Source organism: Mycobacterium sp. NGS63, assembly GCF_059812295.1.
The window spans coordinates 34,748-60,011 of record NZ_JCALCJ010000003.1 but is presented as its reverse complement, the minus strand read 5'-3'; the positions used below and the strand labels follow the sequence as shown (position 1 = coordinate 60,011).

The window sequence follows — 25,264 nt, the reverse complement described above, 5'->3', positions numbered from 1 at the left end:
TCCATGGCAAAGCGGACCAGATACAGCGAATACCACGATCGCTACGCCAACTACCGGTTCGAACTTTCCGACGACGGCATCCTGCTCATGCAATGCCACACCAACGGCGGTCCCCTGGTGTGGGACTGGCGGGCGCACGACGACATGTCCGATGCGTTCGCCGACGTCGCGGGCGACCGCGAGATCAAGGTGCTGATCCATACCGGCACCGGCGACACCTACAACGCCACCTGGGGGCGCATGCCCAATGGTGAGCCCGTCGAGAAGCCCGAGTACCTGTTGATGCCGGGCACCCGCGGCCTGCTCAAGCTCGACGAAAAGGCCTGGTATGCGCGGCATCTCATCACCAACGTGCTCGACGTCGACGTGCCGATGATCAGCGCCGTCAACGGCCCGTGCAACATGCATTCCGAGGTGCCGCTGCTGGGCGACATCGTGCTGGCCTGCGACGACGCCTATTTCCAGGACGCGTCGCACTTCCCGCGCGGCCAGGTGCCCGGCGACGGTCAGCACATCATCTGGAGTTTTCTGGCCGGCCACACCCGCGCCCGCTATTTCCTGCTGACCGGCATGAAGCTCGGCGCCCACGAGGCCAAGGAGTGGGGCGTGGTCAACGAGGTCCTGCCCAAGGACCAATTGCTGGACAGGGCTTGGGAACTCGCCCGGGAACTGGTCAAGCGCCCACCGCTGACCCTGCGCTACTCGCGCCAGCTGTTCACCAACCCGCTCAAACGGGCCTTCATCGACGAGCTCGGCCACGGCCTGGCCCGGGAGACCTACGCGCAGCGGGCCTTCTTCCCCTTCGGCGGGGAGATGGCACCGCTGGACCGGGCCTGGGACCAGCAGCCCTGGACAGGTTCCCAGCGCGAAGGAGTCCCGTCGTGACTGGCATCCAGCAGCGCCTTTCCACGGGGCGCGGCAAGTTCACCACCGACTATCCGGAGCTCGGAACCGGCCCGGTCGGCTACGACGATTCCATCTCCGAGGAGTTCTTCGCCGACGAACGCAAGGCGGTCTTCGAACGAAACTGGTTGTGCGTCGGGCGAATCGAGCGGCTGCCCCGCAAGGGCTCGTACTTCACCCGCGAGCTGCCCGGCGGTCTGGCCTCGATCGTCATCGCCCGGGACCTGGACGACACCGTGCACGCCTTCCACAACGTGTGCGCCCACCGCGGCAACAAGGTGGTGTGGCAGGAGCACCCCGCGCGGGAGTCCTCCGGGAACTGTCGCGCGTTCGCCTGCAAGTACCACGGCTGGCGCTACGGCCTGGACGGGCGGGTCAACCACATCACCAACGAGGACGAGTTCTTCGACCTGGACAAGGACGCGCTGCGCATGCCGCCGGTGCACTGCGAGGCGTGGGCGGGGTTCATCTTCGTCAACCTCGCCGAAAACCCGGTCCCGCTGCGCAGCTTCCTCGGCGACGGGCTCGCGCCGATTGAGACGTACCCCTTCGACAAGATGACGCAGCGCTACGGGTTTTCCACCCGGATCCACGGGAACTGGAAGCTGGCCGTCGACTCGGTGTGCGAGTGGTACCACCCCCCGTATGTGCACGGGCGCTTCATCGACCCCGACGTCGCGAAGGCCGAACAGATGGTGCCGCCCGTCGACGCCTACCACTACGAGCTGTTCCGGCCGCACATGCTCACCTCGGTCCCCGGGCCGCCGCCGCTGCCGCCCCGCGAACCCGGAACCGCCGGCCCGGCCCGGCAGGACCAGCGCTGGGTCTACAAGCTGTTCCGCGCCGGGCTTTTCGGACCCGACGACGTCCCCGACTTGGGCTTTGAAGGACCGCAACCCGGATTTCTCAACCGCGGCAACATCGCGTCGTGGGGCAACGACCAGTTCTGGATCTTCCCGAACATCTCGATCCAGATCTGGGCGCGCGGGTACTACATCACCTATACCTACTGGCCCGAGACCGTCGATTCGCACATCTACGAGATCGACATGTACTTCGTGCCGCCCGCCAACGCCGCCGAGCGGCTCGCCCAGGAGTTGGTGGTCGACAGCACCATCGAGTTCGCCATGCAGGACGTGAACACCATCGAGGCCACTCACTCGGCCCTGAAGACGCGGGCGCAGAACATGTTTCACCTCAGCGACCAGGAACTGCTCATCCGCCAGTTCCACACGGTCATCCGTGACACGGTGGACGCCTACCGGACCGGGGAGTCGTCATGACCGGCACCCTGCCCGACGGCTTCGGCGACCTCGAACCCTTCGTCGCCGACTGGGCGTTGCCGACCCGCGCGCAGCGCTACGCGGCCCGGCTGTCGCGGCCCTACGACGAACTCGTCCGGTTCTACGACGCCATCGCCCCGAGGACGGAGGAGGCGATCGCGTACCTGAACGAGCTCGACATCGACGCGCTGCCCGCCGACGCGACGCGGCTGCTGCACCTGCTGTACTCGATGATCCTGGTCTCCTACGCCGTCAACGTGTTCAAGCAGAACCGCATCCCCGACTCCGGCGCCGCCTTCTTCGACATGGTCGCCGAGCCGGCGGTGTGATCCGCCCGTGGCCAACGCCTTGCCGCTGTCCGGCCTGCGGGTGATCGACACCGCGACGCTGGCCGCGGGGCCGCTGGTCGCCACCGCGCTCGGCGAGTTCGGCGCGGAGGTGATCAAGGTCGAGGAGCCGCGAGCCGGGGACCCGCTGCGCACCTGGGGTCCCCGCCGCGACGGTGTGGGTCTGGTCTGGAAGAGCGTGAGCCGCAACAAGAAATGCGTCACCCTCGACCTGCGCTGCGCCGACGGCCGGGACGTGCTGCACCGACTGCTGGACGTCAGCGACGTGCTGGTGACCAACACCCGGCCGAGCACACTGACCCGCTGGCAACTGGACTACGAGTCGCTACACGCGCGCCATCCGCGGCTCGTCGTGCTCCATGTCACCGGTTACGGGCGCGGCGGCCCGAAAAGCGACCGCCCCGGGTACGGGACGCTGGCCGAGGCGATGAGCGGCTTCGCCCACGTCACCGGCCAGCCGGGCGGCCCGCCCACCCTGCCGCCGTTCATGCTGGCCGACGGTGTCGCGTCGCTGGCCGCCACCTATGCGGTCATGATGGCGCTGTACCACCGCGACGTGCACGGCGCACCGGGCCAGCTGGTCGACGTCAACCTCATCGAACCGCTCGCCCGGCTGATCGAGCAGTCGACGCTGGCCTATGACCAGCTCGGCGTGATCGACGCGCGGGCCGGAAACCGCGCCGACGCCAGCGCGCCGCGCAACGTCTACCGCACGTCCGACGGACAGTGGATCGCGTTGTCGAGCGCGTCGGACAGCACCGCGGCGCGGGTGTACAAGGCGATCGAAAGACCCGACCTGGCAACGCGTCCGGACTACGTCGAGCACGTGGCGCGCCAGGAACGGGCCGCCGAGGTCGATGCGCTGGTGGCCGCGTGGGTCGCCGCGCACACCATGGACGACGCGATGGCGGTGTTGCTCGATGCGGGTGTGGCGGCGGCCCCGGTCTACGACGCCCCACAACTGTTGGCCGACGAGCACCTGCGCGCCCGCGGCACGTTCGTCACCGCCGACGACCCGGAGCTGGGCGCGGTGACCGTGCAGGCGCCCGTCGCCCAGCTGAGCGAAACCCCCGGCCGCATCGCGCATTTGGGTGCCGCGCTCGGCGCCGACAACCACGCCGTCTACGGCACGCTGCTGGGCATGGACGCCGAGCGAATCGGCGCCCTGCGGGCCGCGGGCACGATCTGAGACCACGGGAGGACACGGTGACGAAGCCCCGCAGGCGGCGCTCGGAGTTGGCCACCCCGGCCAGCAGCGCGCCCATGTGCGAAAAGGCCGCGCGCGCCGGCGCCGATCTGGTGTTCCTCGACCTGGAAGACGCGTGCGCGCCCGTGGCCAAGGAGGCCGCCCGCCACACCGCGGTGAGCGCGCTCACCGAACTCGACTGGGGCGCGACGCTTCGGGCCGTGCGCATCAACGGCCTGGAAACCCAGTGGTGCCACGGCGACATCGTCGAGGTGGTCACCGGCGCCCGCGACAACCTCGACGTCATCATCGTGCCCAAAGTCCGCTCCGCGCGCGACGTTTGGTGGGTCGACGTGCTGCTCACCCAGCTCGAGACGAAACTGCGACTCGTACGCCCCATCGCCTTGGAGGCGCTCATCGAGGAGGCGGAGGGACTGGTGAACGTGGCCGAGATCGCGCGCGCCAGCCCCCGGCTGGAGGCGTTGATCTTCGGGGCGGGCGACCTGTCGGCGTCGCTGCGGTCCCGCGTCGACGGCAACTTCGAGCCGGCCGGCGAATACCCCGGGGATTTCTGGCACGCCGTGCGAATCCAGGTGCTCGCCGCGGCACGGGCCGCCGGCATCGACGCGATCGACGCGCCGTATCCGGGCTACCAGGACACCGAGGGTTACCGGCGCAGCGCCACGCAGGCCGCCCTGCTCGGGTTCGACGGCAAGTGGGCGATCCATCCGGCCCAGGTACCGGTCGCCAACGCGGTGTTCACGCCGTCGCCCGAGGAGGTCGCGGCGGCACGGTCCCTCATCGACGACTACCGTCGCGCGGAGGCCGACGGCGTGGGCGCCGTGGGCAGGGACGGCAAGCTCGTCGACGCGGCGCTCATGCGGCACGCACACAACGTGCTGTACCGCGCAGGGATGGAGGACCACACGTCATGACCGCATCCCAGCGACCCAAGGCCCGGGACTCCACGACTCGGGACATGCTGATCGACGCGACGATTCGCATCATGATCGACGAGGGCTACGCCGCGGCCACGTCGCGGCGGGTGGCCGCCGAGGCCGGCGTCAAGCCCGCGTTGGTGCACTACTACTTCCCCACGATGGACGACCTGTACCTGGACGTGTTCCGCCGCGGCGCCGCGGTGTATCTGGAGCGCCAACAACAGGCGCTGGCTTCCGACCGGCCGCTGCATGCCTTCTGGGACACCCTGACCGCACCCAAGGACACCCGGCTGCTGCTGGAGTTCATGGGACTTGCCAACCACCGCAAGGAGATCCGGGCCGAGATCGCGGCCTGGTCGGAGCGCTGGCGCGAGCAGCAGATCACCGCGCTGAACTTCATCGCCCGCGAACACGGCCTCGACCCGGACGAGTTCCCGCCCGCGGGTCTCGCGGTCGTCATCGCGGCGATCGGGCGCACCCTCATCCTCGAACAGGGGCTCGGCACCAAGGGCGGCCACGACCAGGCCGTCGCGCTGGTCAACCGGTTCCTCGACCGGTTCGAGATGCCGGCGCCGAAGAAGCGGCGCGGCTAGGTCCCAGTCAGGGCAGCACGACCCGCAGGCGCTCCCAGCCGCGGACGGTCGACGTCGACGCCAATCGCGCTGTGTCGTAGTCGATGTCCCATTTGGGCCACCGGTTGAGCATCTCGTCGAGCGCGACACGGCCCTCGAGTCGCGCCAGGTTCGCCCCGAGGCAGTAGTGCACGCCCTTGCCGAAGGTGATGTGCGAGATATTGTCGCGCTCGATGTCGTAGGTGTCCGGATCGGCGTAGCGGCGGTGGTCGCGGTTGGCGGCGCCGAACAGCAGCAGCATGGCGCTGCCGGCCGGAACCGTTGTGCCGTAGCACTCGAAATCCCTTGCCATCCACCGCGCGACGTGGGGCCCGGTGGGCTCGAAGCGCAGCGTCTCGTCCACGGTGCGGGTCAGCAGCGAACGATCCTGGTAGACCTTGCGGCGCTGGTCGGGGTGCTCCGCGAGCACCTTGGCCAGCCAGCCGATCAGCCGGCCGGTGGTCTCGTTGCCCGCACCGGCGACGACCTGGGTGTAGTGCAGGACCTCTTTGCGGGTCAGCTTGCGGTGTACGCCCTCGTCGTCGTCGAACTCGACGTTGAGCAGCGTCGTCATCAGGTCGTCGGAGGGGTTTTTGGAACGCCATTCGACGTAGTCGGCGTAGATCCGGCCGTCGGCGATGGAGTCGGCGTCGGCGACCTTCAGGGGTGCTCCCGGCTTGGTGCGCAGGTTGGCGTCGTTGGCGTCGCGCACCGAAACCTGCTCGGACTCCGGGATTCCCAGCAGCATCCCGATCACCCGCATCGGCATCATCGAGGCGAGCTCGGCGATGATGTCGAATCCCCCGGACCCGACGAGCGGGTCCAGGCACCGCACGCAGTATTGGCGGATCTGGTCTTCGAGGGCGGCCATCCGGCGCGGGGTGAACACCCGCGACATCAGGCCGCGCAGCCTGGTGTGTTCGGGCGGGTCCTGGAACATCATCACCCCGCCGGGCATGTCGAATTTCGACTGGACCAGCTCGAGGATGTCGCTTCGCTTGTTGGAGAACGTTTCCCAGTTCGCCAGCGCCCCCTCGACGTCGGCGTGCCGGGACAGCGCCCAGAAGTCGTACCGCTCGTTGTAGTAGATCGGGGCTTGCTCGCGCAGCCGCGCGTAGGTCGGGTACGGGTCGGCGTTGATGCCGACGTCGTAGGGGTCGTAGTAGACGTCGGTGTCGTTGGTGACCGTCATCGATGCTTTCCTTACTTTGGGCGATCGCCCAAACTTCTGGCGCATGCCATGTTTAGCAGCAGGCCGACGAGCCCGTCAAGATCCTGGGCATCAGGCCCGGAAGACGCGCAGATTGCGCGCTTCGGCGGCCAAAAGGAGCCGCTCGTCGAATGACGCGACCGCCGCAGCGGCAGCCTCAGCGGCGAGAATGACGCAGCAATCCGGCATCTTGAGGCCTGTAACCGCACGCAACTCGGCGAGTCGCACCGCCGTGTCTGGCGGGAAAGGCAGTTCCTGGATCTCAAGCGCGCTAAGTGCCGCAGTAACTCGGTCCATGTGCCCGTCGCGGAGCGGCACGACCAGGACCTCGGCCAGCGTGAGCGAATTGACGGCGAGATCCTCGTCCACGGCGCAGATCAACATACGTTCCGCGGCAGCATGGTGCTCCTCGCCGCCGTCAAGAAAGGCAATCAGGACGCTGGCATCAAGGACGATCACGCAGGCCAATCTTCGCGCAGGCGCTTCAGATAGCCGCGGCCGTACATCCCGGTGAGGGCACCGCTGTGCTCGCGGATGGCCTCCATCCTGCGACTTCGTCGTTCGTTCCGCCGCTGCTCGGCGGCATGGTGACCCTCGAGGGCAAGCCGGACCAAGAGCTGTGGTCGGCTCAGACCCGGCCACCGGTTCGCCGCCGCATCGAGCGCCTCGGCCAGGTCGCCGGTCTCGGTCACGAAGTGCCGGGGGCGGGTAGTGGGCATGCACCCTAGTGTAGCACCGCAGCTGCCAAGTGCTACACCGACGGCTGGGTCATCGCGTGAAGATTCGTCACGCGCGTGTAAGAGCTTCGTTAACGGGGAGGCGGATCACGCCGCGGGCCTGCACCGTAGAGCTATGGCACTGTCCATGCTGATGCGCCGCGCGGCCTCGGTGCGCGTCACCGCGGCGTACGCCGGTGTGCTGGCGGCGGTATCGCTCGGGTTGACCGCACTCGGTCCGCACGCGCGCGGCGTCGCCGTGAGCCGCATGAGCACCAACCTGCACAACCTGTCGCACGGCCGCCTGAGCACGCTGGTCGGCAGCGCGTTCGTCGACGCGGGCGGGCGCGCCTACCTGTGGTTGCCGGGGCTCGTCTGCTTGCTGGCCCTGGGCGAGTTGCTGTGGCGCGGCAAGGGTTTGGCCGTCACGTTCGCGGTCGGTCATATCGGCGCCACGCTGCTCGTGGCGGTGGGCCTCGTGGTCGCGATCGAGGCGGGGTGGCTACCGTTCTCGATCGCGCGGGCCAGCGACGTGGGGGTCAGCTACGGCGCGGTGTGTGTGCTGGGCGCGCTGACGGCGTCCATACCGGCGCGCGGGCAGCCGGCGTGGGTGGGCTGGTGGCTCGGCATCGCGGTGGTGGCGGCCGCGGAGCTGGACTTCACCGCCGTCGGGCATGTGCTGGCGCTGCTGCTCGGCATCGCGCTGTCGTTCCGGCTGCCGAAGTCGGACGAGTGGACGCCCGCGCGCGTCGCCCTGCTCGCCGTCGGCGCCGCGTTCGGCTACTTCGTGCTTTCGGGGTCGTCGGTGCCGGCGACGGCCGGCGGCCTGGCGGGTGTGCTGATCGCGCAGGTTGCGAGCGCTCAGCCCTGGCGGGCCGCTTCCTGGGCCAACTGGACCCGCGAGGCAAGCCCGAGTTTGGCGTAGACGTGCGTCAGATGGGATTGCACGGTGCGCGGTGAGACGAAAAGCCGTGTGGCGATGTCGTTGTTGCCCAGGCCCTCGCTGACGAGCCGGACGACGTCACGCTCGGCCGGGGTGAGCGATGCCCAGCCGCTGGCCGGTCGTTTGCGTTCGCCGCGGCCGCGCTGGGCGTAGGCGATCGCCTCCTCGGTGGACAGGGCGGCCCCCTCGGCCCAGGTGGCATCAAAGTCCTTCTCGCCCATGGCGTCTCGCAACCCCAACACCGATGCTCGGTGCGCGGCATCCCAGACTTTGAAGCGGACGGCGCCCGTGCGCTGCCGTGCGGCGTGCGCCGCGCCGAAAAGCCGGACCGCCTCTCGGTAACTGCCGGCATCGCCGGCCAGCGTGGCGAGACACTCGAGGGTGTCGGAAACACCCCAATATGCCCGCATGCTTGCGGTGACCTCCAGCGCGTCGTGGGCGTCACGTTCGGCCCGATCCGTCTCGCCCTGCGCATGGGCCACCCTGGCGCGGATCGTCAGTGCCGACGCCGCGACACTGCCGGTCGTCGCTGCGACCGCCTCCTCAGCCCAGCGGCGGGCCGCGACCAGATCGCCGACCGCCAGGGCGACCTCCGCACTGAAGAGGCGCCACACCCTCTGGGGCGGCACCGTAAGTTGCGACTCGGCCCTCATCGCGCGCTGCGCCGTAGCGACATCGCCGGCGGCCAGGGCCGCGGCACCCAACGCCGCGTAGGCCATGCCCTCTTTGAACACACCAAGCTCCGACGCGGCCTCGATGGCCGCCTCGGCGGCCGCCCGGGCCGCTTCCGTATCACCCTGGAACGCCAACACGAGGCCCATGCCCGTGCGCCCGTCCGCCATGAAGACTTCGTCGTGAGCGGCCTCGGCCTCGGCTGCCACCGCGCCGAATTGTGCGGCGGCAGCCGCCAGTTCGCCCTGCATCATCTGCGCCCAGCCGAGGCTGAAGCGGCAGCGCCGCGATACGAAGCGGTCACCGATCGCGTCGGCGAGGTCGCGGCCTTCTTCGGCAGCCACGCACGCCGCAACCGGGTCACCTGCCATGAACGTCGCGGCCGCCTGCCAACCGAGGAGCTGGCTGAGCCGCCAGGGGTCGCCGAGCTCCCGGGCAAGGCCAACCGCTTCGGCGAAGTACGGGGTTGCCACCTGCGCGTTGTAGGCGGCGATGTAGCCGCAGGCGGTGAGCGCCCGGGCCAGCAGGGCCGGGTCGTCGACCTCGCGCGCGATGGCCAGGGCCTGCTGGGATTGGTCCCAGGTGCCGCCGGCGCCCGCCCAGATGCCGAGCATGGCCCGGTCGGCGAGCGACCGCGCCCGCACCGCGGCCGCAACTTCGGCGCGTGACGTGTCCTCGTCGGCGAGGGCGGCGTCGAACCAGGCGAGCCCTTCCTGGAGGCGACCGCGCGCTTGCCAGAGCGGCTGCAACGACGACGCCAGCGCCAATGCCGCTTCGACAGAGGAGTTTTCGCGGCTCCACGCGAACGCGGCGCGCAGGTTGTCGATCTCGGCATCGGCCTGCTCGAGGCGCCGCTCGTAGTCGCGGCCCGCGGGCGCGTCGAGCCGGGCACCCAGCGCGGTGTAATGATCACGGTGACGCGTCCGCACGGCATCGGCCTCACCGGACTCGCCGAGTTTCTCCAGCGCGTACTGACGCACGGTTTCCAACAGCCGGTATCGAGTTCGGCCGCCGCTCTCGTCGGCGACAACCAGGGATTTGTCCACCAACAGGGACAGCTGATCGACGACTTGGTAGCACTCCACCGGACCGGAACCGGCGACCGCCTGGGCCGCCTCCAGATCGAAGCCGCCCATGAAAGCGGCCAGCCGCCGGAACAACACCCGCTCGGGTTCGGTCAACAGCGCGTGCGACCAATCCACCGAGGCGCGCAGCGTCTGCTGACGACGCACCGCGGTGCGCGCGCCGCCGGTCAGCAGCCGGAACCGGTCGTGCAGGCTGTCGAGGATCTCCGTCAACGACAGCGCCCGCACTCGCGCCGCCGCCAGCTCGATCGCCAGGGGTATCCCGTCGAGTCGCCGGCAGATCTCGGCCACGACCGGGGCGCTGTCGTCGGTCACGGTGAAGTCGGTCTGCGCCAGGCGGGCGCGGTCGGTGAACAACTCGACGGCCTCGTCGGCCACCGACAGCGAGGCCACCCGCCACATCGCCTCGCCGCTGACACCGATCGGCTCACGGCTCGTGGCGAGTACGGTCAGCCCCGGGGCCCCGCCCGCCAGGGCGACGACCGACTCGGCGCACGCGTCGAGCAGATGCTCGCAGTTGTCCAGCACCACCAGCAGCCGGCGGTCGCGCACGAACCGCAGCAGCGTGTCCGTCGTCGAGCGGCCGGGCTGGTCGGGCAGCCCCAGCGCGCGGGCCACCGCGACCGGCACCAGGGCGGGATCGCTGATCGGCGCCAGATCGACATACCAGACGCCATCGGCGTAGTCGGCCGCCACTAGGTTCGCGACTTCTATCGCGAGGCGCGTCTTGCCCACCCCGCCGGCACCGGTCAGGGTGACGATCCGATTATCCGCCAACAGCTTTCGAACCTCGGCCAGCTGCGGGCCGCGGCCCACAAAGCTGGTGAACTGCGGCGGAAGATTGTGCGTGGCAACGTTTTCGGCGGTGCGCAGCGGCGGGAAGTCGTTGCGCAGATCGGGATGGCACAGCTGCACCACCCGTTCCGGGCGGGGCACACCCCGCAGCTCGTGAGAGCCCAGGTCGGTCAACCACACGTCGGAGGGCAAGGCGTCGGCAACCAACGCGTCGGCCGTCCCCGACAGCACGGTCTGCCCGCCGTGGGCCAGGTCGCGCAGCCGGGCCGTGCGGTTGATGGTCGGACCGGCGTAGTTGCCTTCGTCCCGCAGCTGCGCCTCGCCGGTGTGGATCCCGATACGCAGCCGGATCGGCGCCAGCGGCGCCCGCTGCAACTCCAGCGCGCACGCCACGGCGTCCGACGCGCGGGCGAATGCCGCGACGAAGCTGTCGCCCTCGCCCTGCTCGACCGGGCGCACCCCGTCATGGCGGGCGATGACGTCGGACGCGACCTGATTGAGGCGCGCGATCGCGGCGGTCATCGTCGAGGGGTCGGTCTCCCACAGCCGCGTGGAGCCCTCGACGTCAGCTAGCAGCAACGTCACCGTGCCGGTCGGCAATAGCCCGCTCACGCCAAGGTCGCTCCAGTTCAGCAGCGGCGTGTCCACGCGTGGATCAACTTCGCTCATGCTAGCCAGCATGCGGCCGCCGCGGCCGATAAACATCAGCGCAAACGCGCAGATAACTCGATTCCGCGCGCGGATTTCGCTCAGATTGCCGGCTATCCGGCGTGCGCGTCGGGAGTGCGGACATGTTCGGGCCGAAGGCCCCGCCCGAACGCGATCGGCGCGATGAATTGCAGCGGACCTCGGCCGACGATCGCCGGGATATGGATCGGCGACAGGTCACCGGTCAAATTGGGCGCGATCGCCCGGTCCTGAGCGAACACCTGGATAGCCTGGATGACCCGGGTGGGCAGCTCTCGCCGGCGCTGCACTTTGGCCAGGTCGGCGTCGCGAAGACGGCCTTCGCGCAGCGGGGCGCACAGGATGTTGGCCGCGGCGACCGCGTCGGCGACGGCCAGGTTGATGCCGACCCCGCCGATCGGTGACATGGCATGGGCCGCATCGCCGATGCACAGCAGGCCGGCGCGCCACCACGTCTCGAGCCGGTCCACCCGCACGTCGAGCTGGCTGGTTTCGTCCCAGGACGTCAGGTCGTCGACGTGTTCGCGCAACTGCGGCCGCACCGACGCGATGCGTTGCTTGAACGCCTCCAGCGGCTCGTCGCGGGGGTTCGATCCCTTGGGCATCAGGTACGCGATCTGCCAATAGTCGCCGCGGTAGATCATCGCCATCGTGAAGCCCCGGCGGATGACCCCGTACAGCTCCTTCGGGTCGCCGGGGCGCCACTTCAGCCGAAACCAGAGCACGTCCATCGGCGAATGCGCCGCGGCCGTCTCCAGCCCCGCCGCCGCCCGGACCGCGGACTTGCGCCCGTCCGCGCCGACCACCAAATCGGCGCGCACCTCGAGTTCGGGTGTGCGCACCCCGACCACCCGGTCGTCGTCGAAGATCAGATCCTTGACCTCGGCGTTGCGGATGAGCGTGAATTCCGGGTAGGCGGAAGCCTTTTCCGCGAGGAAGTCGAGAAAGTCCCATTGCGGCATCAACGCGATGTAGGGCTGTTTGAAGCCGAGCCATTTGAGCCCGCCGAAGGTGCCGAACGTGCGGATGGAGCCGTCGGTGTCGAATGCGACGCGGTTGACTTTCGTATGCGGTAGGCGCAGCAGCTCGTCGACGAGGCCCAGCTCGTCCATGATCCGCAGCGTGCTCGGATGCACGGTGTCGCCGCGGAAGTCACGCAGGAAGTCGTTGTGCTTTTCCAGGACGACGACCTTGATCCCGGCCCGGGCGAGCAACAGGGCATGAACCAGGCCGGCGGGACCGCCTCCGGCGACGCACACCTGGGTGTTCAGGGTTTCGGCCACGGTGCGACCCTACCGCGCGGTGCGACGGGCCCTTTGCGCTCAAGGCCCCGCCGGTCATCAGCAGCTGGCTCAGGCGATTTCGATGCCCAGAATCAGTGCGAGGCCGCGTTCGATCTGGCGCATGGTTTCGGGGGCGGCGACGCCCAGGCGCTCCAGAAGGCGGCTGCGAGCGATCGCACGGATGCCGCGGCAGACGGCGACGCTTTCGGCATCGACGCCCTCGTCGCGGGAAACGTGTGGCCGCAACGGATTGTGCATGAGCGAACTCGAGACCGGCACCACGACGATGAGTTCGTCGTCGACGCCGGTGAGTATGTCGTCGACGGAGACGACGACGGCGGGGCGGTGTTTACCGGGCTCGCCACTGCGGACGGCGCCGAGGGCGACGAGCCAGAGTTCGCCGCGCTGCGGCTCAGGCAAGGCCGTCGCCGGCTGTGGTGTCCCAGTCGCAGTTCTCGTCGCGGATGGCACGCAGTGTCGCTTCAACGCGGGTGGCCTCGCGTTCCGCGCAGTAGATCGCCTCGCGTTCGGCGCGGGCGGCGAGCTCCCCAAGCAGCGCGGCGATCGACACTCCCCGCTCACGGGCCTGCGCGGCCAGGCGGTCACGAGTCTGGACCGAAACCCGAATTGTAGTCGTTTCGGTAGACATGTTAAGTAGTATAAACCGAGATTTAGATTAGCGCCTACGTATGGCTATTACCGTTTGGTGTGTCTTTCAAGTCCCTGTCCTTGCTGGGCTGCACGCGCTTCGGCTCCCCCGGCATCTTCGGATAGTTCGGCGGATACGGCAGGTCGCCGAGGCCGCGCTGTTCGTCGGCGGCGGCCATCTCCAGCAGCGGCGCGATCGACTGGGCGACGTCATCCATGCCGGCCCACGGATCGTCGCGGCGCGCCACCAACGCGGGCACCGTGGCCATCGTGTAGTCGTCGGGATCGGCGCCGGCCAGCTCGTCCCACGTCAGCGGCGTCGACACGGTCGCGATCGGCGTGCGCCGCACCGAATACGGCGACGCCATGGTGCGGTCGCGGGCGTTCTGGTTGAAATCGATGAAGATGCGCTCGCCCCGCTGCTCCTTCCACCACGACGTCGTCACCGCGTCGGGGGCGCGGCGCTCCACCTCGCGGGCCAGCGCGATGCCCGCGCGGCGCACCGCGACGAAGTCCCAATCGGTGGCGATGCGCAGAAACACGTGGACGCCGCGGCCACCGGACGTCTTGGGGTAGCCGACCAGACCGAGTTCGTCGAGCAGCGGCCGCAGCACGTAGACGGCCACCGCCCGCGCCTGCTCGAAGCCGGTGCCGGGCTGCGGATCCAGGTCGATGCGCAGCTCGTCGGGGTGGTCGGTGTCCGGGCAGCGCACCTGCCACGGGTGCAGCGTGACCGTGCCCATCTGCGCCGCCCACACGATCGCCGACGGGTGGGTCACCTTCAGCGTGTCGGCGGTGCGCCCCGACGGGAACGTCACCCGGCAGGTCTGCAGGTAGTCGGGATGGTGCTGCGGCACCCGCTTCTGGTAGATCTCCTCGCCGTCGATGCCGTCGGGGAAGCGCTGCAGGTGGGTGGGCCGGTCGCGCAGGGCGGCCAGCATCGGACCGCCCGCCACCGCGCGGTAGTACTCCACGAGCCGTCGCTTGGTGCCCTGCGATCCCAGCGCGGGGAAGTACACCTTGTCGGGGTTGGTCAGCCGCACCGAGATGCCGTCGACGTCGATCTCTTCTGCTGCAGCGGCCATACGGTCGATTCCAGCACAATCGGGCTATGGACTTGCCCGTGATGCCGCCCGTCTCGCCGATGCTCGCCAAGCCGGTGCGCTCGATCCCGCCCGACGCGTCGTACGAACCCAAGTGGGACGGGTTCAGGTCGATTTGTTTCCGCGACGGCGACGAGGTGGAGCTGGGCAGCCGCAACGAGCGCCCGATGACCCGCTACTTTCCCGAGCTGGTCGCGGCGGTGCGAGCCGAACTGCCGGAGCGCTGCGTGATCGACGGCGAGATCGTCGTCGCCACCGAGCACGGCCTGGATTTCGAGGCGCTGCAACAGCGGATCCACCCGGCCGATTCGCGGGTCCGGATGCTCGCCGAGAAGACGCCGGCGTCGTTCATCGCGTTCGACCTGCTCGCGTTGGGGGACGACGACTACACCGGGCGCCCGTTCAGCGAGCGGCGCGCCGCCCTCGTCGACGCTTTGTCAAGTTGCGGGCCCTCGATCCACGTCACGCCGGCCACCACCGACATGGCGACCGCGCAGCGCTGGTTCGAGGAGTTCGAGGGCGCCGGCCTCGACGGCGTCATCGCCAAGCCGCTGACCGTCACCTATCAACCGGACAAGCGCGTCATGTTCAAGATCAAGCACGAGCGCACCGCCGACTGCGTGGTGGCCGGCTATCGGGTGCACAAGTCCGGCGGCGAGGCGATCGGCTCGCTGCTACTGGGGCTGTACCAGGACGACGGCCAGCTCGCGTCGGTCGGCGTGATCGGCGCGTTCCCGATGGCCGAGCGGCGGCGGCTGTTCACCGAATTGCAGCCGCTGGTAACCACTTTCGAGGATCACCCGTGGAACTGGGCCGCGCACGAGGCGGGCGAGCGGACGCCGCGCAAGAACGAGTTTTCGCGCTGGAACGCCGGCAAGGATCTCTCGTTCGTGCCGCTGCGACCCGAGCGGGTGGTCGAGGTCCGCTACGACCACATGGAGGGCCCGCGGTTTCGGCACACCGCGCAGTTCAGCCGGTGGCGTCCCGACCGCGACCCCCGCTCGTGCACCTACGCGCAACTGGAGCAGCCGGTCACCTTCAGCCTCGGTGACATCGTGCCGGGTCTCGGGCCTCAGGCGTGAGGGCAGAAGATCCCGAGGATCTGCTGGCAGTTGTCCCGGTTGATGAGGCCCGGCGGCGCCGGCGGGGGCGGCGGCGGGGGATTCTCGCCGTCCCAGATGTTCTGGGCGACATTGCCCTGCCCGAAGTAGACGTAGTAGTAGGTGTGGCAGATGTTTTCGTCCCATCGCACCGGGTTGGTCACGTGGTTTCCGGTGGGCGGCAACGGTTGTCCCGGGCACCAGTGGCACGGTCCCTGCGGGTGGTCGTTGGGGCACCCGGGCCAGGCGTCCAGCGGCAGCGGTCCCGGTTGGGCGCCGGCGGTGCCCGTGGCCAGGCCCAGACCCAGGCCGCCGGCCACCACCGCCGTCGTTGCCAGCCGCGCGATGCGTCGTGTCATGCTCATTGTTCTTCTCCGTGGTGAGGGGATCAATCGCGGTGTAAGTGCACGCCCTGCGCGCGGCTACCGGTCCCAAGTTCTGGGCGGGACGCTGCGGCCTGAAGTTATCGCCGCCCACTTGCGGAATTCTTGCGATGGGTTTGCTGGAATGGCGCCGCTTATTCGGCGTCAGCTTTCGGCGCAGTAGTGCGGGGAGGTTTCGTTGCAGAAATTCCAGCCGCCCATTCTTCCGATGCTGACCGCGAGGACCGTTCCCTTGCCTTGCAAGCCCGTGCCGCGCACGATGGTCACCGGCCCGCCCACCCGGACATTCGCCGGGTTCGAGGTGGCGGTCACGTTTCCCGTGGCGGTGCCGTTGACGATCGAGGTCAGCGCGAAGTCCGCGGTGCCGATGATGCCGCAGCCGGCCAATGGCGCGTCCGGGCAGGTCGATAAGTCGGGATACGCCCAGCGCCCGGTGCCGTCGGGGCGGATGTCCACCACACCGGAATGGCCGCCGCCCCAGTGTCCGAGGAACGGGGCCAACTCCGAGGCTGCGACGCCTGGAGTCGCGGTGGCCGAGGGGGCCTGCGCCGACGACGGCGGCGCGGGCTGCGCGGTCGGGGCCGGGGACGCGTGCTTGTGCTGGAGTAGAAGGAAGCCGGCGACGGCGATGACGCCGACCAGCACCCCGAGGGTCACGACGAGTGCGGCCGTTAGTGCGGTGCGGTTGCGCGACCGCGGCGCCGGCGGGGACGGCTCGGGGGGCGGCTGCTCGGCGGGTGGGGCGGAATGCCATTGCCGACCATCCCAATACATCGCTCCCGGCTTGCCGCTCGGGTCGGGATACCAGTCGGGGGCCGACGGCGGAGTCGTCATATCCGTGTCTCCCCTCGGGAAGAGGTAGGTCGCGCGCGGGCCGTGCCCGTCGCGGCATGTCATGACGAGGTTGCTGCAGACGCCTTGGAAGTTTCTTGGCGCGAATCATAACGCCGAGGTCGCGCACCACCTAGTCCCCGATTCCCGACCCGGCACCTTTAAGCTGTCGTGATGCTGCACATCGCCGCACTTTTCGTGGCGGGCACCGCCGGGACCGACGAAAGCGACGCGATCTTTGCCACGCGCATACCCACGACGTGGTTCCAGGTCGCGAAAATCCCTTTGACAGCGCGGATTCCGGTCGTCCTGGTGGTGCACGCGCAGGCCGGCGGGGACTACGACCCGGAACTGCATGTGGTGTGCAAGGATCCCACCGGCAAGCCGTGCGGAACCCTCACGGGAAGCTGGCATTGGCCGGACGAGCCGGACCGACCCTCCAAGTACCGGTGCTTCGCCCAAGACCTCGCGTTCCCGGTCGAGTCCGAAGGCGAGTACACGATCGGCGCCTACTACGACACGCACGGAAGCATCGAAATGGCCACACCCATACCGATTTCGATCGCGTTGGCCGCGCCGGGACCGGACGTCGGGGCCGCCGGACCCGACGGCGAGGAATAAGAACCCGCGTTTACCCGGGGCACGAAGCGGGCAGCCGGAAAAGATGTCAGTAACAGCATTCAGGGACCTGCCGTTGGCCGATCGTGGCCGCAAGTGGGACGGCGGCGCGGCGGAAAAGCGCGTCCGCAAGTGGGCCGGCGCGCAGGACAAACCGAATCAGAAGTACCGGGACGCCCACATCTGGTACGACGGCGACAAGAAGGACAACTTCACCGCCTACAAGCTGCTGTTCGCCGACGTGATCGGCGGCGAACTCAAAGCCGTGCCACGGGGTGTGATGATCGCCGGTGCGGTCATGGACGGCGCACGCGGCGGCATCGACTTGCCCAAGGCCGACGTGGACCGCGTCAAAAGGCACCTGGCCAAGTACTACGAGAAGATGGACGAGAGCGCGCCGTGGGAGCGCGGCTAGTCAGACGGTAACGGTCAACTCCGCCAGGCCGCGCAGCGTGACGTTCGCCTTGTACCGTGGTTCGCCGGCCAGCAGGGCATCCGGGAAGCGCGCCGCCACAGCCGACAGCGCGACCCCGGCCTCCAGGCGCGCCAGCGGCGCGCCCAGGCAGTAGTGTGCGCCGCGGCCAAAGCCCAAGTGCCGCAACGTTCCCCGGTCCGGGTCGAAGGTGTCGGGCCGGTCGAATTCGTCGGGATCACGCTGGGCGCCGCCCAGCAACAGCATTATCACGTCGCCGGCCGGCACGTCGACGTCGCCGATCGTCATGTCGGCGGCGGCAACTCGCCCCACCAGTTGCACGGGCGGGTCGTAACGCAGGGTCTCCTCCACGATCAGTGGCGCGCGACCGGAGTCGGCGGCCAGCGCCGCCCAGTGAATCCGGTTGCGCAGCATGCTCAGGACGGCGTTCCCGATGAGGTTCACGGTGGTCTCGTGCCCGGCGATCAGCAGCAGGATGCAGGTGGAGACGATCTCCTCCTCGGTCAGCTGGTCCCCGGATTCCTCCACCGCGATCAGGCCCGACAGCAGGTCGTCGCCGGGCCGCGATCGGCGCCGGTCGATCAGGCCGTGGAAGTATTCGCGCAGCCACGAGCCGGCCCGCTGCCGCTCGGCCAGCATGTCCTCGGGCACGCCGGTGATGGTCGAGAACGGGTCGAGCGACTGCGCCAGCACGGCCGAGGAGTGGCTGAACCGTGACTGGTCGTCGAGGGGCACCCCGAGCAGCTTGCAGATCACCGCCACCGGCAGCGGATGGGCGAAGTCCGCGACGACATCGAACGCGCCCCGCTCGGCGATCCGATCGAGCAATCCGGTTACCAGGGCGCTGATTTCGGGTTCCAGCGCGGTCACCACCTTGGGCGAGAACGCCTTGCTGACCAGCTTGCGCAACCGCGTGTGATCGGGCGGGTCGAGGAACAAGAACCCCGTCGGGAATTGCCGGGGCTGGACCACGCCGGCCGCCAGCTGCCGCTTGGTGACGGTCGACTTCCCGTTCTCGCTGCTCGACGACGGGTGCCGCAACACCTCGTCACAGTCTCGGTAGCCGGAGAAGACCACCAAGTTGGACTCGGGTAGCTGCAGCGGACCGAGCTCGCGAAACTGCGCGAAGAGCGGATACGGGTCGGCCCGGTGGGCCGGGTCGAGCAGCTGCAGCAGCAGGCCGTGCGATTCGGCTTGCGGGGGTGCGGTCGTCATGCCCACATTCTGCCTGCACCGCCCGGTCGGCTCAGCGGCGCAGGAACTCCACGATGCGGTCGGCCAGTTCTTCGCCGGCGTCCTCCTGCAGAAAGTGCCCGGCGCCGCGGATCGTCGGGTGCTCGATACCCTGCGCGCCACGCATCTCGCGCTGGAAGATCGCGGCCATCGGCCCGGTGATGGGGTCGCTGTCGCTGAAGGCGACCAGCATCGGCGTCGGGCTCGCGGCCAGCGCGGCCCAGGCCGCCTTGTTGGCCGTCGCGGCGGGATCGTCGGGTGAGGTCGGCACCAGGCCGGGCATGGCCCGCGGCCCCGCGCAGTGCGCGTTGTCCGGGAACGGGGCCTCGTAGCCGGCGCGCACCTCGTCGCTGAGCTGCGTGCGGCACCCGCCCTGCACGAACCACCCGATGTTCAGCTCCGGGGCGGTGGTGATGGCCTCGCGGAAGCGCCACCAGACGTCGGCCATCGGTTGCGCACCGTTGGGCAGTCCGGTGTTGGCGACGACCAGGCGGGCGAACCGCTCGGGGTTCTCGGCCGCCAGCCGCAGCCCGATCAGCCCGCCCCAGTCCTGCCCGACGAGGGTTACGTTGCGTAGGTCGAGGACGTCGAAGGCGACGGCCCGCATCCATTCGACGTGGCGTGCGTAGCTGTGGTCTTCGCGGCGGGTGGGCTTGTCGGAGCGGCCGAATCCGACCAGGTCGGGGCAGATCACGCGGTGCCCGGCGGCGGCCAGTATCGGGATCATCTTGCGGTACAGGTACGACCACGAGGGCTCGCCGTGCAGCATCAGGACCGGGTCGGCGTCGCGCGGACCGTCCTCCACCCACGCGACGCGCAGCGCCCCGCCGTCACCGTCGGAGATCTCGCAATACCTTGGCGCATAAGGGAAGTCGGGCACATTGGCGAAGCGCTCGTCGGGGGTGCGCAGTGTCTGCATGTCAGGTCCCTTCGTGTAGTTGCGCCAGCGTCGGGTGGGCCATCAGTCGATCCAGGAATGGGCGCTGGCCCTTGAGCAGCTTGTTGCGCGCCTGCCCCACCGCGAACCAGCCCACCCGGTCGACTTCGGGGAACTCCCGGATTCTGCCCGAGCCCTTCGGCCACTCCAGCTCGAAGGTGTTGCTGTGCGTTTCGGTGACGTCGAGGTCGGCGGCGACGGCGAACGCGGTGACCACCTTGCCGCTCGGTTGTTTCAGCGCGCCGCAGTCGGTGCGCGGCCCGGCCGGCACGGGCACCCCCAGTTCCTCGTGGAATTCGCGCTGCGCCACCGCCCACGGGTCCTCGCCCTCGGCGTACTCGCCTTTGGGGATCGACCAGGCGCCCTCGTCTTTGCGGGCCCAGAACGGGCCGCCCGGATGGGCGATCAGGACTTCGACCACGCCGTCACGGGTCCGGTACAGCAGCACACCCGCGCTGAGGCTCGGCATCGACTGTCAGACTCCGACGGCACGTTCCAGATCCTTCAGCGACGACTCGAGGTGCGCGAGGAGACGCTGCAGGTGCGGGACGCTGCGGCGGCAGCCCACCAGACCGAACTCGAGGTTGCCGGCGTTGCTGACCAGGGTGATGTTCAGCGCCTGCCCGTCCATCGCGATGGACAGCGGGTAGTTGCCGTCGAGCCGCGCTCCCCCGTAGTACATCTGCTCGTGCGGGCCGGGCACGTTGGAGATGACGATGTTGAAGGGCGGCGACGTGGACGAGACCCAGCCGGGGACCGCCGCCAGCGCCAACGAGCTCATGTTCAGCGCCGACAGCGCCAACGCCTGCACGCGGGGCAACTGGGAAAAAACCCTCTTGTTCTTGTGCATCGACTCGCTGACGGCCTGCAGCCGCAGGGCGGGGTCGTCGGTGTCGGTGGCCAGGTTGCACAGGATCGCGCCGACGCGGTTGCCGCCGGCGTCGGCCTCGTCCTCCCTGCGCAGGCTCACCGGCACCATCGCGATCAGCGGGGTATCGGGCAGCGCGTTCTGCTCGAGCAGGTAGTAGCGCAGGGCGCCGGCGCACATCGCCAGGACGACGTCGTTGAGGGTCACCCCCGCGGCCTTTTTGACGGCCTTGATGCGGTCGACCGACCACGACTGCGCGGCACACCGGCGGGCGCCGCCGATCTTGACGTTCAGCATGGTGCGCGGCGCGCCGAAGGGCAGCGTGACCTGCTGCTCGAACAGTGCCGCGCGGGCCAGCGACACCGTCGACGGGCCAAGCGCCGCAACGGATCCCGCCGTCTTCACCAGTGAGCTCAGGCGGGACACCGGGCTGAACGGGCGCGTGGGTTTCGGCAGGTTCCAGACCGCGCGAACCTCGCGGTCGTCGGGGTCGTAGGACAACGTGCGCTGCATCAGCTTGAGCGCGGAAACACCGTCGATCAGCGCGTGGTGCATTTTGCTGTAGATGGCAAACCGGCCGTCGCTCAGACCCTCCACCACGTACAGCTCCCACAGCGGCCGGTGGCGGTCGAGCAGGCTGGTGTGCAGCCGGGAGGTCAGCTCGAGCAGTTCGCGAACCCGGCCGGGCGACGCCAGCGCCGAGCGCCGAACGTGGTAGTCGACGTCGACCTCGTCGTCATAGGACCATGCCGTCGGGGTGATCCCGCCCATGATTGCCGCGGGGTGCTTGCGGAAGGTGGGCTGAAATTCGTTGTTGGCCACCAGGGCTTCGGTGAACTCGCGGACGAACTCGGGACCGGCGTCCGGCGGTGGCTCGTACAACTGCAGGCCCCCGACGTGCATGGGGTGTTCGCGCGATTCCCCCAGCAAAAAGACCGCGTCGGTGGGCGTCATCAGTTCCATCCACCAATTAGACGCCTAGGGCGAGCTTTCGTGGCCCCGAGTGTGAAAATCGCGACGCGACACGCCGGCGAGGCGTCGCCGAATTCACACTCGCCCGGGTGGCGGTTACAGCAAGTCGGTGATCGTCTTCAAACCGGCGTCATACAGCATGCCGGGCAGCATGCCGCCGTCGCATTCGATGGTGGTGCCGTTGACGAAGTCCGCGTCGCCGCCGGAGAGGAAGACGCAGACGCGGCCCACCTCCGCGGGCTCGCCCGCGCGGCGCAACGGCACGGCGGCGAAATACTTTTCGCCCGTCGGGTCGTCCTTGGGCAGCACGAACGACCGAAAGTTCTCGGTCATCGTCGGGCCGAGCGCGACGCAGTTGACCCGCACCCTGGGACCCCACTCCTCGGCCAGTGAGCGGGTGAGGTGGTTGAGCCCACTCTTGGCCGCGCCGTAGGAGACCAGGGTCGGCGACCCCGCGGGGTGACCGGCGCCGCTGGAGATGTTGATGACGCAGCCCACGCCGTCCTGGGTGCACATCTGCCGGTACGCGCGGATCGCGAACCACAGCGGGCTGATCAGGTTCATCTGCACGGCGTAGGCGTGGAACAGCGCCGTGCGCGCATAGTCGTCGTCGCTTTCCGGCGCGCCCTGAATGCGTTGCACGAGTTCGGGAATGCTCTCCACGTGCGGCGCGGGCACCGTGCCGCCGGCGTTGTTCACCAGAATGTCCAGGCGGCCGTGCGCGGCGACGAACGAATCGATCGAGCGGTAATCGCCTTGATCGCACACCCGTTGCGAGGCGCGGTCCGCCCAGTCGGATTCGATGCCGGGGATGGCGTCCAGCGGCGAGCGTGAGCAGCCGACGACCGTGGCGCCGGCGCGCAGCAGTTCGTGGGCGATGCCGACGCCCACACCGCGGCTGGTTCCGGTGACAATCGCGACCTTGCCGTCGAGGACGCCCATCGATTGACCTTCCTTGTTGACAGTCACTGCCAGGCAGTCATACGGTGCCATCTCGTCGGTGGGTTGTAAAGGCGTGCGGGAGGTCGGCCATGAGCAAGCTTCGTGTCATCCAATGGGCCACAGGCGGTGTCGGCAAGGCGGCCATCGAGTGCGTGCTGAACCATCCGGGGCTCGAGCTCGCCGGGTGCTGGGTGCACAGCGCGAGCAAGGACGGCGTCGACGTCGGTGACATCGTCGGGACCGCCGCCCTGGGGGTCAAGGCCACGACCGACGCCGACGCGGTGCTCGCGCTCGACGCGGACTGCGTCGTGTACAGCCCGCTGGTGCCCAACGACGACGAGGTCCTCGCGATCTTGCGGTCCGGCAAGAACGTGGTGACCCCGGTCGGTTGGGTCTATCCCGACCTAGGCAACCCGCGCCACCGGGCCATCGCCGACGCCGCGCTGGAGAACGCGGTGACCCTGCACGGCTCGGGGATCCACCCCGGCGGCATCACCGAGCGCTTCCCGCTCATGGTGTCCTCCCTGTCGTCGGCGGTCACCCACGTGCGCGCCGAGGAGTTCTCCGACATCCGCACCTACAACGCCCCTGACGTGGTGCGCCACATCATGGGTTTCGGCGGCACCCCCGAGGAGGCCGTGCAGGGGCCGATGGCCGGCCTGCTGGACTCGGGCTTCAAGATGTCGGTGCGAATGATCGCCGACCACATGGGTTTTCGCATCGACCCCAACATCAGGACCATTCAGGACATCGCCGTGGCGACCGCCGACATCGACTACGACCCCTTCCCGATCACCGCCGGCACCGTGGCCGCGCGCCGGTTCCGCTGGCAGGCACTGGTGGACGGCGAGCCGGTGATCACCGCGGCGGTCAACTGGTTGATGGGCGAGGAGAACCTGGACCCCGATTGGAATTTCGGCGGGCTCGGCGAACGCTTCGAGGTCGAGATCACCGGCGACCCCACCGTCAGCCTCACCTTCAAAGGACTGCAGCCGCCGTCGATCGCCGAAGGGCTGCAACGGAATCCGGGCGTCGTCGCGACCGCCAACCACTGCGTCAACGCCATCCCGGACGTCTGCGCCGCCGGGCCGGGCATCAAGACATACCTCGACCTGCCCCTGTTCGCGGGCCGCCCGGCCCGCAACCTCGCCGCCACGCCATGACCTACACGCACCCCGAGTCGATGCGCGGCCACGTCGCGATCGTCACCGGCGCCGCGCAGGGAGTGGGCAAGGGCATCGCCGCCGCGCTGCTGGAACGCGGGGCGTCGGTGCTCCTGGTCGACATCCAGGACGAGTTGCTCGCAACGACAGCCGCCGAACTCGGGGCGGCGGGCCCCGTCGCCAGGCTGGTCGCCGACCTGCGCGACCCGGACAGTTCTCAGCGGATCGTCGCGGCCGCCGTCGACGCCTTCGGCGCGGTGCACGGCCTGGTCAACAACGCCATCGCCACCAACGAACCCAAGGCGTTCGTCGACATCACCACCGAGGACCTGGCGCTCGGCTACGACGTCGGCCCGCGGGCGACCTTCCTGCTCATGCAGGCCGTACACCCCGTGCTGGTCGCGGCCGGCGGCGGCTCGATCGTCAACCTCGGCTCGGGGACGGGCACCGGCGGCGAGCCCAAGTGGGGCGGTTATGCCGCCGCCAAGGAAGGCATCCGCGGGTTGTCGAAGGTCGCCGCGCTGGAATGGGGACGCGACAACATCCGCGTCAACGTCGTCTGCCCGTTCGCCGAGTCCGACGGCGTCAAGCTGTGGAAGCAGTTCGCACCCGACGACTACGCGAAGGCGGTGGGCCGCGTCCCGATGAAACGCATCGGCGACGTGCGCACCGACGTGGGCGCGCTGGTGGCGTTCCTATTGGGCACCGACGCGACGTTCGTCACCGGGCAGACCATCCACGTCGATGGCGGAATTGGTTCCTTCCGATGACGGAGTCATTGCGTGATCGTCAGCGCGCGCAGGTGCGGGCCGACATCCGGCGGGCCGCCTTCCGGCTGTTCGTCGAACGCGGGTACGACGCCGTCACCACGGATGAGATCGCGGCTGCCGCAGGCGTTTCGGTGCGCACACTGTTTCGCCACGTACCGGCGAAGGAGGAACTGCTTCTTGCGCCGGTGCGCTATGGCGGGGCGGCGATCGTCAGCCTCCTCGAAGACCGGCCGCCCGGCGAGTCGCCCGATGTCGCGCTGGTCAACGCCATCGTGACCCGGACGCGTTCGTTCGACCGCGCCGACTGCGAGGAGTGGCGCAAGGCACTGCTGGTCGCGCCCGACCTGCTCGACAAGGTCACGCTGCACCGGCCCGCCGACAAGGAACGGGCGATGAAGCTGATCGCCGAACGCATGGGCGCGAACCCCGACGTCGACATTCGCCCCGGCCTGCTGGTCCAACTCGCGTTTGCCGCAGCCGATTTCGGCTTCCAGCAATGGGTGCGCCAGTCCCGCAACCGGTGGCCGCTGGATCGTTACGTCACCGAGGCACTCGAAGCGGTCAAGAGCCCCCATTGGAGACCAAAAAATTGACGTGTGGC

General features: G+C 69.0%; 28 protein-coding genes. 13 read left to right on the top strand and 15 right to left on the bottom strand.

Annotated features, from left to right (window positions below; translation table 11 throughout):
• Positions 1-3 precede the first annotated feature (3 nt).
• Genes AC5Y4Z_RS07125 through AC5Y4Z_RS07100 form a run of 6 tightly spaced genes read left to right on the top strand, consistent with a single transcriptional unit; the run spans position 4 to position 5,253 of the window.
• Positions 4-885: an enoyl-CoA hydratase/isomerase family protein gene (locus AC5Y4Z_RS07125; protein ID WP_499962065.1), complete on the top strand. Its 882-nt coding sequence runs from the start codon at positions 4-6 to the stop codon at positions 883-885.
• Entirely contained in the window at positions 882-2,186 is a 1,305-nt protein-coding gene (locus AC5Y4Z_RS07120; RefSeq protein ID WP_499962063.1) for an aromatic ring-hydroxylating oxygenase subunit alpha, read from the top strand. Before AC5Y4Z_RS07125 ends, AC5Y4Z_RS07120 begins: the two co-directional genes overlap by 4 nt.
• On the top strand, positions 2,183-2,515 hold the full coding sequence (locus tag AC5Y4Z_RS07115) for a hypothetical protein (protein ID WP_499962061.1): 333 nt from the start codon (positions 2,183-2,185) through the stop codon (positions 2,513-2,515). The genes AC5Y4Z_RS07120 and AC5Y4Z_RS07115 overlap by 4 nt, the downstream gene beginning before the upstream one ends.
• Positions 2,516-2,522: 7 nt before the next feature.
• On the top strand, positions 2,523-3,722 hold the full coding sequence (locus AC5Y4Z_RS07110) for a CaiB/BaiF CoA transferase family protein (protein ID WP_499962059.1): 1,200 nt from the start codon (positions 2,523-2,525) through the stop codon (positions 3,720-3,722).
• A 17-nt stretch (positions 3,723-3,739) separates the two neighbouring features.
• Positions 3,740-4,654 (top strand): HpcH/HpaI aldolase/citrate lyase family protein, encoded by a 915-nt coding sequence (locus AC5Y4Z_RS07105; protein ID WP_499962057.1) that lies wholly within the window; start codon positions 3,740-3,742, stop codon positions 4,652-4,654.
• Positions 4,651-5,253, top strand: coding sequence for a TetR/AcrR family transcriptional regulator (locus tag AC5Y4Z_RS07100; protein WP_499962055.1), 603 nt, complete (start codon positions 4,651-4,653; stop codon positions 5,251-5,253). The genes AC5Y4Z_RS07105 and AC5Y4Z_RS07100 overlap by 4 nt, the downstream gene beginning before the upstream one ends.
• A gap of 7 nt (positions 5,254-5,260) precedes the next feature.
• Here the strand turns inward: AC5Y4Z_RS07100 and AC5Y4Z_RS07095 are convergent, their stop codons facing one another.
• The 3 genes from AC5Y4Z_RS07095 to AC5Y4Z_RS07085 all read right to left on the bottom strand — a co-directional run bounded on the left by AC5Y4Z_RS07095 (position 5,261) and on the right by AC5Y4Z_RS07085 (position 7,200).
• The gene (locus AC5Y4Z_RS07095; RefSeq protein ID WP_499962052.1) at positions 5,261-6,463 is read right to left on the bottom strand and encodes a cytochrome P450; all 1,203 of its coding nucleotides are present in this window, start codon (positions 6,461-6,463) and stop codon (positions 5,261-5,263) included.
• A 90-nt stretch (positions 6,464-6,553) separates the two neighbouring features.
• Complete coding sequence (locus AC5Y4Z_RS07090; RefSeq protein ID WP_499962050.1) at positions 6,554-6,940, bottom strand: type II toxin-antitoxin system VapC family toxin; 387 nt, start codon at positions 6,938-6,940, stop codon at positions 6,554-6,556.
• Positions 6,937-7,200 carry a hypothetical protein gene (locus AC5Y4Z_RS07085; protein WP_499962047.1) on the bottom strand — a complete coding sequence of 88 codons (264 nt, stop codon included), beginning with the start codon at positions 7,198-7,200 and terminating at the stop codon, positions 6,937-6,939. The genes AC5Y4Z_RS07090 and AC5Y4Z_RS07085 overlap by 4 nt, the downstream gene beginning before the upstream one ends.
• Before the next feature lie 133 nt (positions 7,201-7,333).
• Here AC5Y4Z_RS07085 and AC5Y4Z_RS07080 point away from each other — a divergent pair, with 133 nt between their 5' ends.
• Complete coding sequence (locus AC5Y4Z_RS07080; protein ID WP_499962044.1) at positions 7,334-8,122, top strand: rhomboid-like protein; 789 nt, start codon at positions 7,334-7,336, stop codon at positions 8,120-8,122.
• Here the strand turns inward: AC5Y4Z_RS07080 and AC5Y4Z_RS07075 are convergent.
• The 5 genes from AC5Y4Z_RS07075 to ligD all read right to left on the bottom strand — a co-directional run bounded on the left by AC5Y4Z_RS07075 (position 8,059) and on the right by ligD (position 14,395).
• On the bottom strand, positions 8,059-11,361 hold the full coding sequence (locus AC5Y4Z_RS07075) for a helix-turn-helix transcriptional regulator (protein WP_499962041.1): 3,303 nt from the start codon (positions 11,359-11,361) through the stop codon (positions 8,059-8,061). The two genes, AC5Y4Z_RS07080 and AC5Y4Z_RS07075, sit on opposite strands and share 64 nt — an antisense overlap.
• Positions 11,362-11,453: 92 nt before the next feature.
• A complete protein-coding gene (locus AC5Y4Z_RS07070; RefSeq protein WP_499962039.1) occupies positions 11,454-12,662 on the bottom strand; it encodes an FAD-dependent oxidoreductase in 1,209 nt (402 codons plus the stop codon).
• Between the two features lie 69 nt (positions 12,663-12,731).
• On the bottom strand, positions 12,732-13,082 hold the full coding sequence (locus tag AC5Y4Z_RS07065) for a type II toxin-antitoxin system PemK/MazF family toxin (RefSeq protein WP_499962036.1): 351 nt from the start codon (positions 13,080-13,082) through the stop codon (positions 12,732-12,734).
• On the bottom strand, positions 13,075-13,311 hold the full coding sequence (locus AC5Y4Z_RS07060) for a type II toxin-antitoxin system antitoxin MazE7 (RefSeq protein WP_499962034.1): 237 nt from the start codon (positions 13,309-13,311) through the stop codon (positions 13,075-13,077). The genes AC5Y4Z_RS07065 and AC5Y4Z_RS07060 overlap by 8 nt, the downstream gene beginning before the upstream one ends.
• 34 nt (positions 13,312-13,345) lie before the next feature.
• Positions 13,346-14,395 carry a non-homologous end-joining DNA ligase gene (ligD, locus tag AC5Y4Z_RS07055; RefSeq protein ID WP_499962032.1) on the bottom strand — a complete coding sequence of 350 codons (1,050 nt, stop codon included), beginning with the start codon at positions 14,393-14,395 and terminating at the stop codon, positions 13,346-13,348.
• 26 nt (positions 14,396-14,421) lie between these two features.
• Between ligD and AC5Y4Z_RS07050 the strand changes: the two genes are divergently transcribed.
• On the top strand, positions 14,422-15,495 hold the full coding sequence (locus AC5Y4Z_RS07050; RefSeq protein WP_499962030.1) for an ATP-dependent DNA ligase: 1,074 nt from the start codon (positions 14,422-14,424) through the stop codon (positions 15,493-15,495).
• Here AC5Y4Z_RS07050 and AC5Y4Z_RS07045 read toward each other — a convergent pair.
• Both AC5Y4Z_RS07045 and AC5Y4Z_RS07040 read right to left on the bottom strand, forming a co-directional pair.
• A complete protein-coding gene (locus AC5Y4Z_RS07045; RefSeq protein WP_499962028.1) occupies positions 15,486-15,872 on the bottom strand; it encodes a hypothetical protein in 387 nt (128 codons plus the stop codon). The genes AC5Y4Z_RS07050 and AC5Y4Z_RS07045 overlap by 10 nt on opposite strands.
• A gap of 168 nt (positions 15,873-16,040) precedes the next feature.
• Positions 16,041-16,730, bottom strand: coding sequence for a hypothetical protein (locus tag AC5Y4Z_RS07040; RefSeq protein ID WP_499962026.1), 690 nt, complete (start codon positions 16,728-16,730; stop codon positions 16,041-16,043).
• 171 nt (positions 16,731-16,901) lie between these two features.
• Here AC5Y4Z_RS07040 and AC5Y4Z_RS07035 point away from each other — a divergent pair, with 171 nt between their 5' ends.
• Positions 16,902-17,348, top strand: coding sequence for a hypothetical protein (locus AC5Y4Z_RS07035; protein WP_499962024.1), 447 nt, complete (start codon positions 16,902-16,904; stop codon positions 17,346-17,348).
• 43 nt (positions 17,349-17,391) lie between these two features.
• Complete coding sequence (locus tag AC5Y4Z_RS07030; protein WP_499962022.1) at positions 17,392-17,760, top strand: hypothetical protein; 369 nt, start codon at positions 17,392-17,394, stop codon at positions 17,758-17,760.
• Here the strand turns inward: AC5Y4Z_RS07030 and AC5Y4Z_RS07025 are convergent, their stop codons facing one another.
• From AC5Y4Z_RS07025 to AC5Y4Z_RS07005, 5 genes are all read right to left on the bottom strand, one after another.
• Positions 17,761-18,993 carry a cytochrome P450 gene (locus AC5Y4Z_RS07025; RefSeq protein WP_499962020.1) on the bottom strand — a complete coding sequence of 411 codons (1,233 nt, stop codon included), beginning with the start codon at positions 18,991-18,993 and terminating at the stop codon, positions 17,761-17,763.
• Between the two features lie 31 nt (positions 18,994-19,024).
• Entirely contained in the window at positions 19,025-19,930 is a 906-nt protein-coding gene (locus tag AC5Y4Z_RS07020; protein WP_499962018.1) for a haloalkane dehalogenase, read from the bottom strand.
• A gap of 1 nt (position 19,931) precedes the next feature.
• Positions 19,932-20,417, bottom strand: coding sequence for an NUDIX hydrolase (locus AC5Y4Z_RS07015; RefSeq protein WP_499962016.1), 486 nt, complete (start codon positions 20,415-20,417; stop codon positions 19,932-19,934).
• Positions 20,418-20,423: 6 nt separating this feature from the next.
• Entirely contained in the window at positions 20,424-21,779 is a 1,356-nt protein-coding gene (locus AC5Y4Z_RS07010) for a WS/DGAT/MGAT family O-acyltransferase (protein ID WP_499962014.1), read from the bottom strand.
• Between the two features lie 105 nt (positions 21,780-21,884).
• Positions 21,885-22,730: an SDR family NAD(P)-dependent oxidoreductase gene (locus AC5Y4Z_RS07005; protein WP_499962012.1), complete on the bottom strand. Its 846-nt coding sequence runs from the start codon at positions 22,728-22,730 to the stop codon at positions 21,885-21,887.
• A gap of 89 nt (positions 22,731-22,819) precedes the next feature.
• Between AC5Y4Z_RS07005 and AC5Y4Z_RS07000 the strand changes: the two genes are divergently transcribed.
• The 3 genes from AC5Y4Z_RS07000 to AC5Y4Z_RS06990 are packed head-to-tail and all read left to right on the top strand — an operon-like array spanning position 22,820 to position 25,256.
• Positions 22,820-23,893, top strand: a complete 1,074-nt coding sequence (locus AC5Y4Z_RS07000; RefSeq protein WP_499962010.1) for an NAD(P)H-dependent amine dehydrogenase family protein — start codon at positions 22,820-22,822, stop codon at positions 23,891-23,893.
• The gene (locus AC5Y4Z_RS06995) at positions 23,890-24,663 is read left to right on the top strand and encodes an SDR family NAD(P)-dependent oxidoreductase (RefSeq protein ID WP_499962008.1); all 774 of its coding nucleotides are present in this window, start codon (positions 23,890-23,892) and stop codon (positions 24,661-24,663) included. The genes AC5Y4Z_RS07000 and AC5Y4Z_RS06995 overlap by 4 nt, the downstream gene beginning before the upstream one ends.
• The gene (locus tag AC5Y4Z_RS06990) at positions 24,660-25,256 is read left to right on the top strand and encodes a TetR/AcrR family transcriptional regulator (protein ID WP_499962006.1); all 597 of its coding nucleotides are present in this window, start codon (positions 24,660-24,662) and stop codon (positions 25,254-25,256) included. Before AC5Y4Z_RS06995 ends, AC5Y4Z_RS06990 begins: the two co-directional genes overlap by 4 nt.
• The last annotated feature ends 8 nt before the right edge of the window (positions 25,257-25,264 follow it).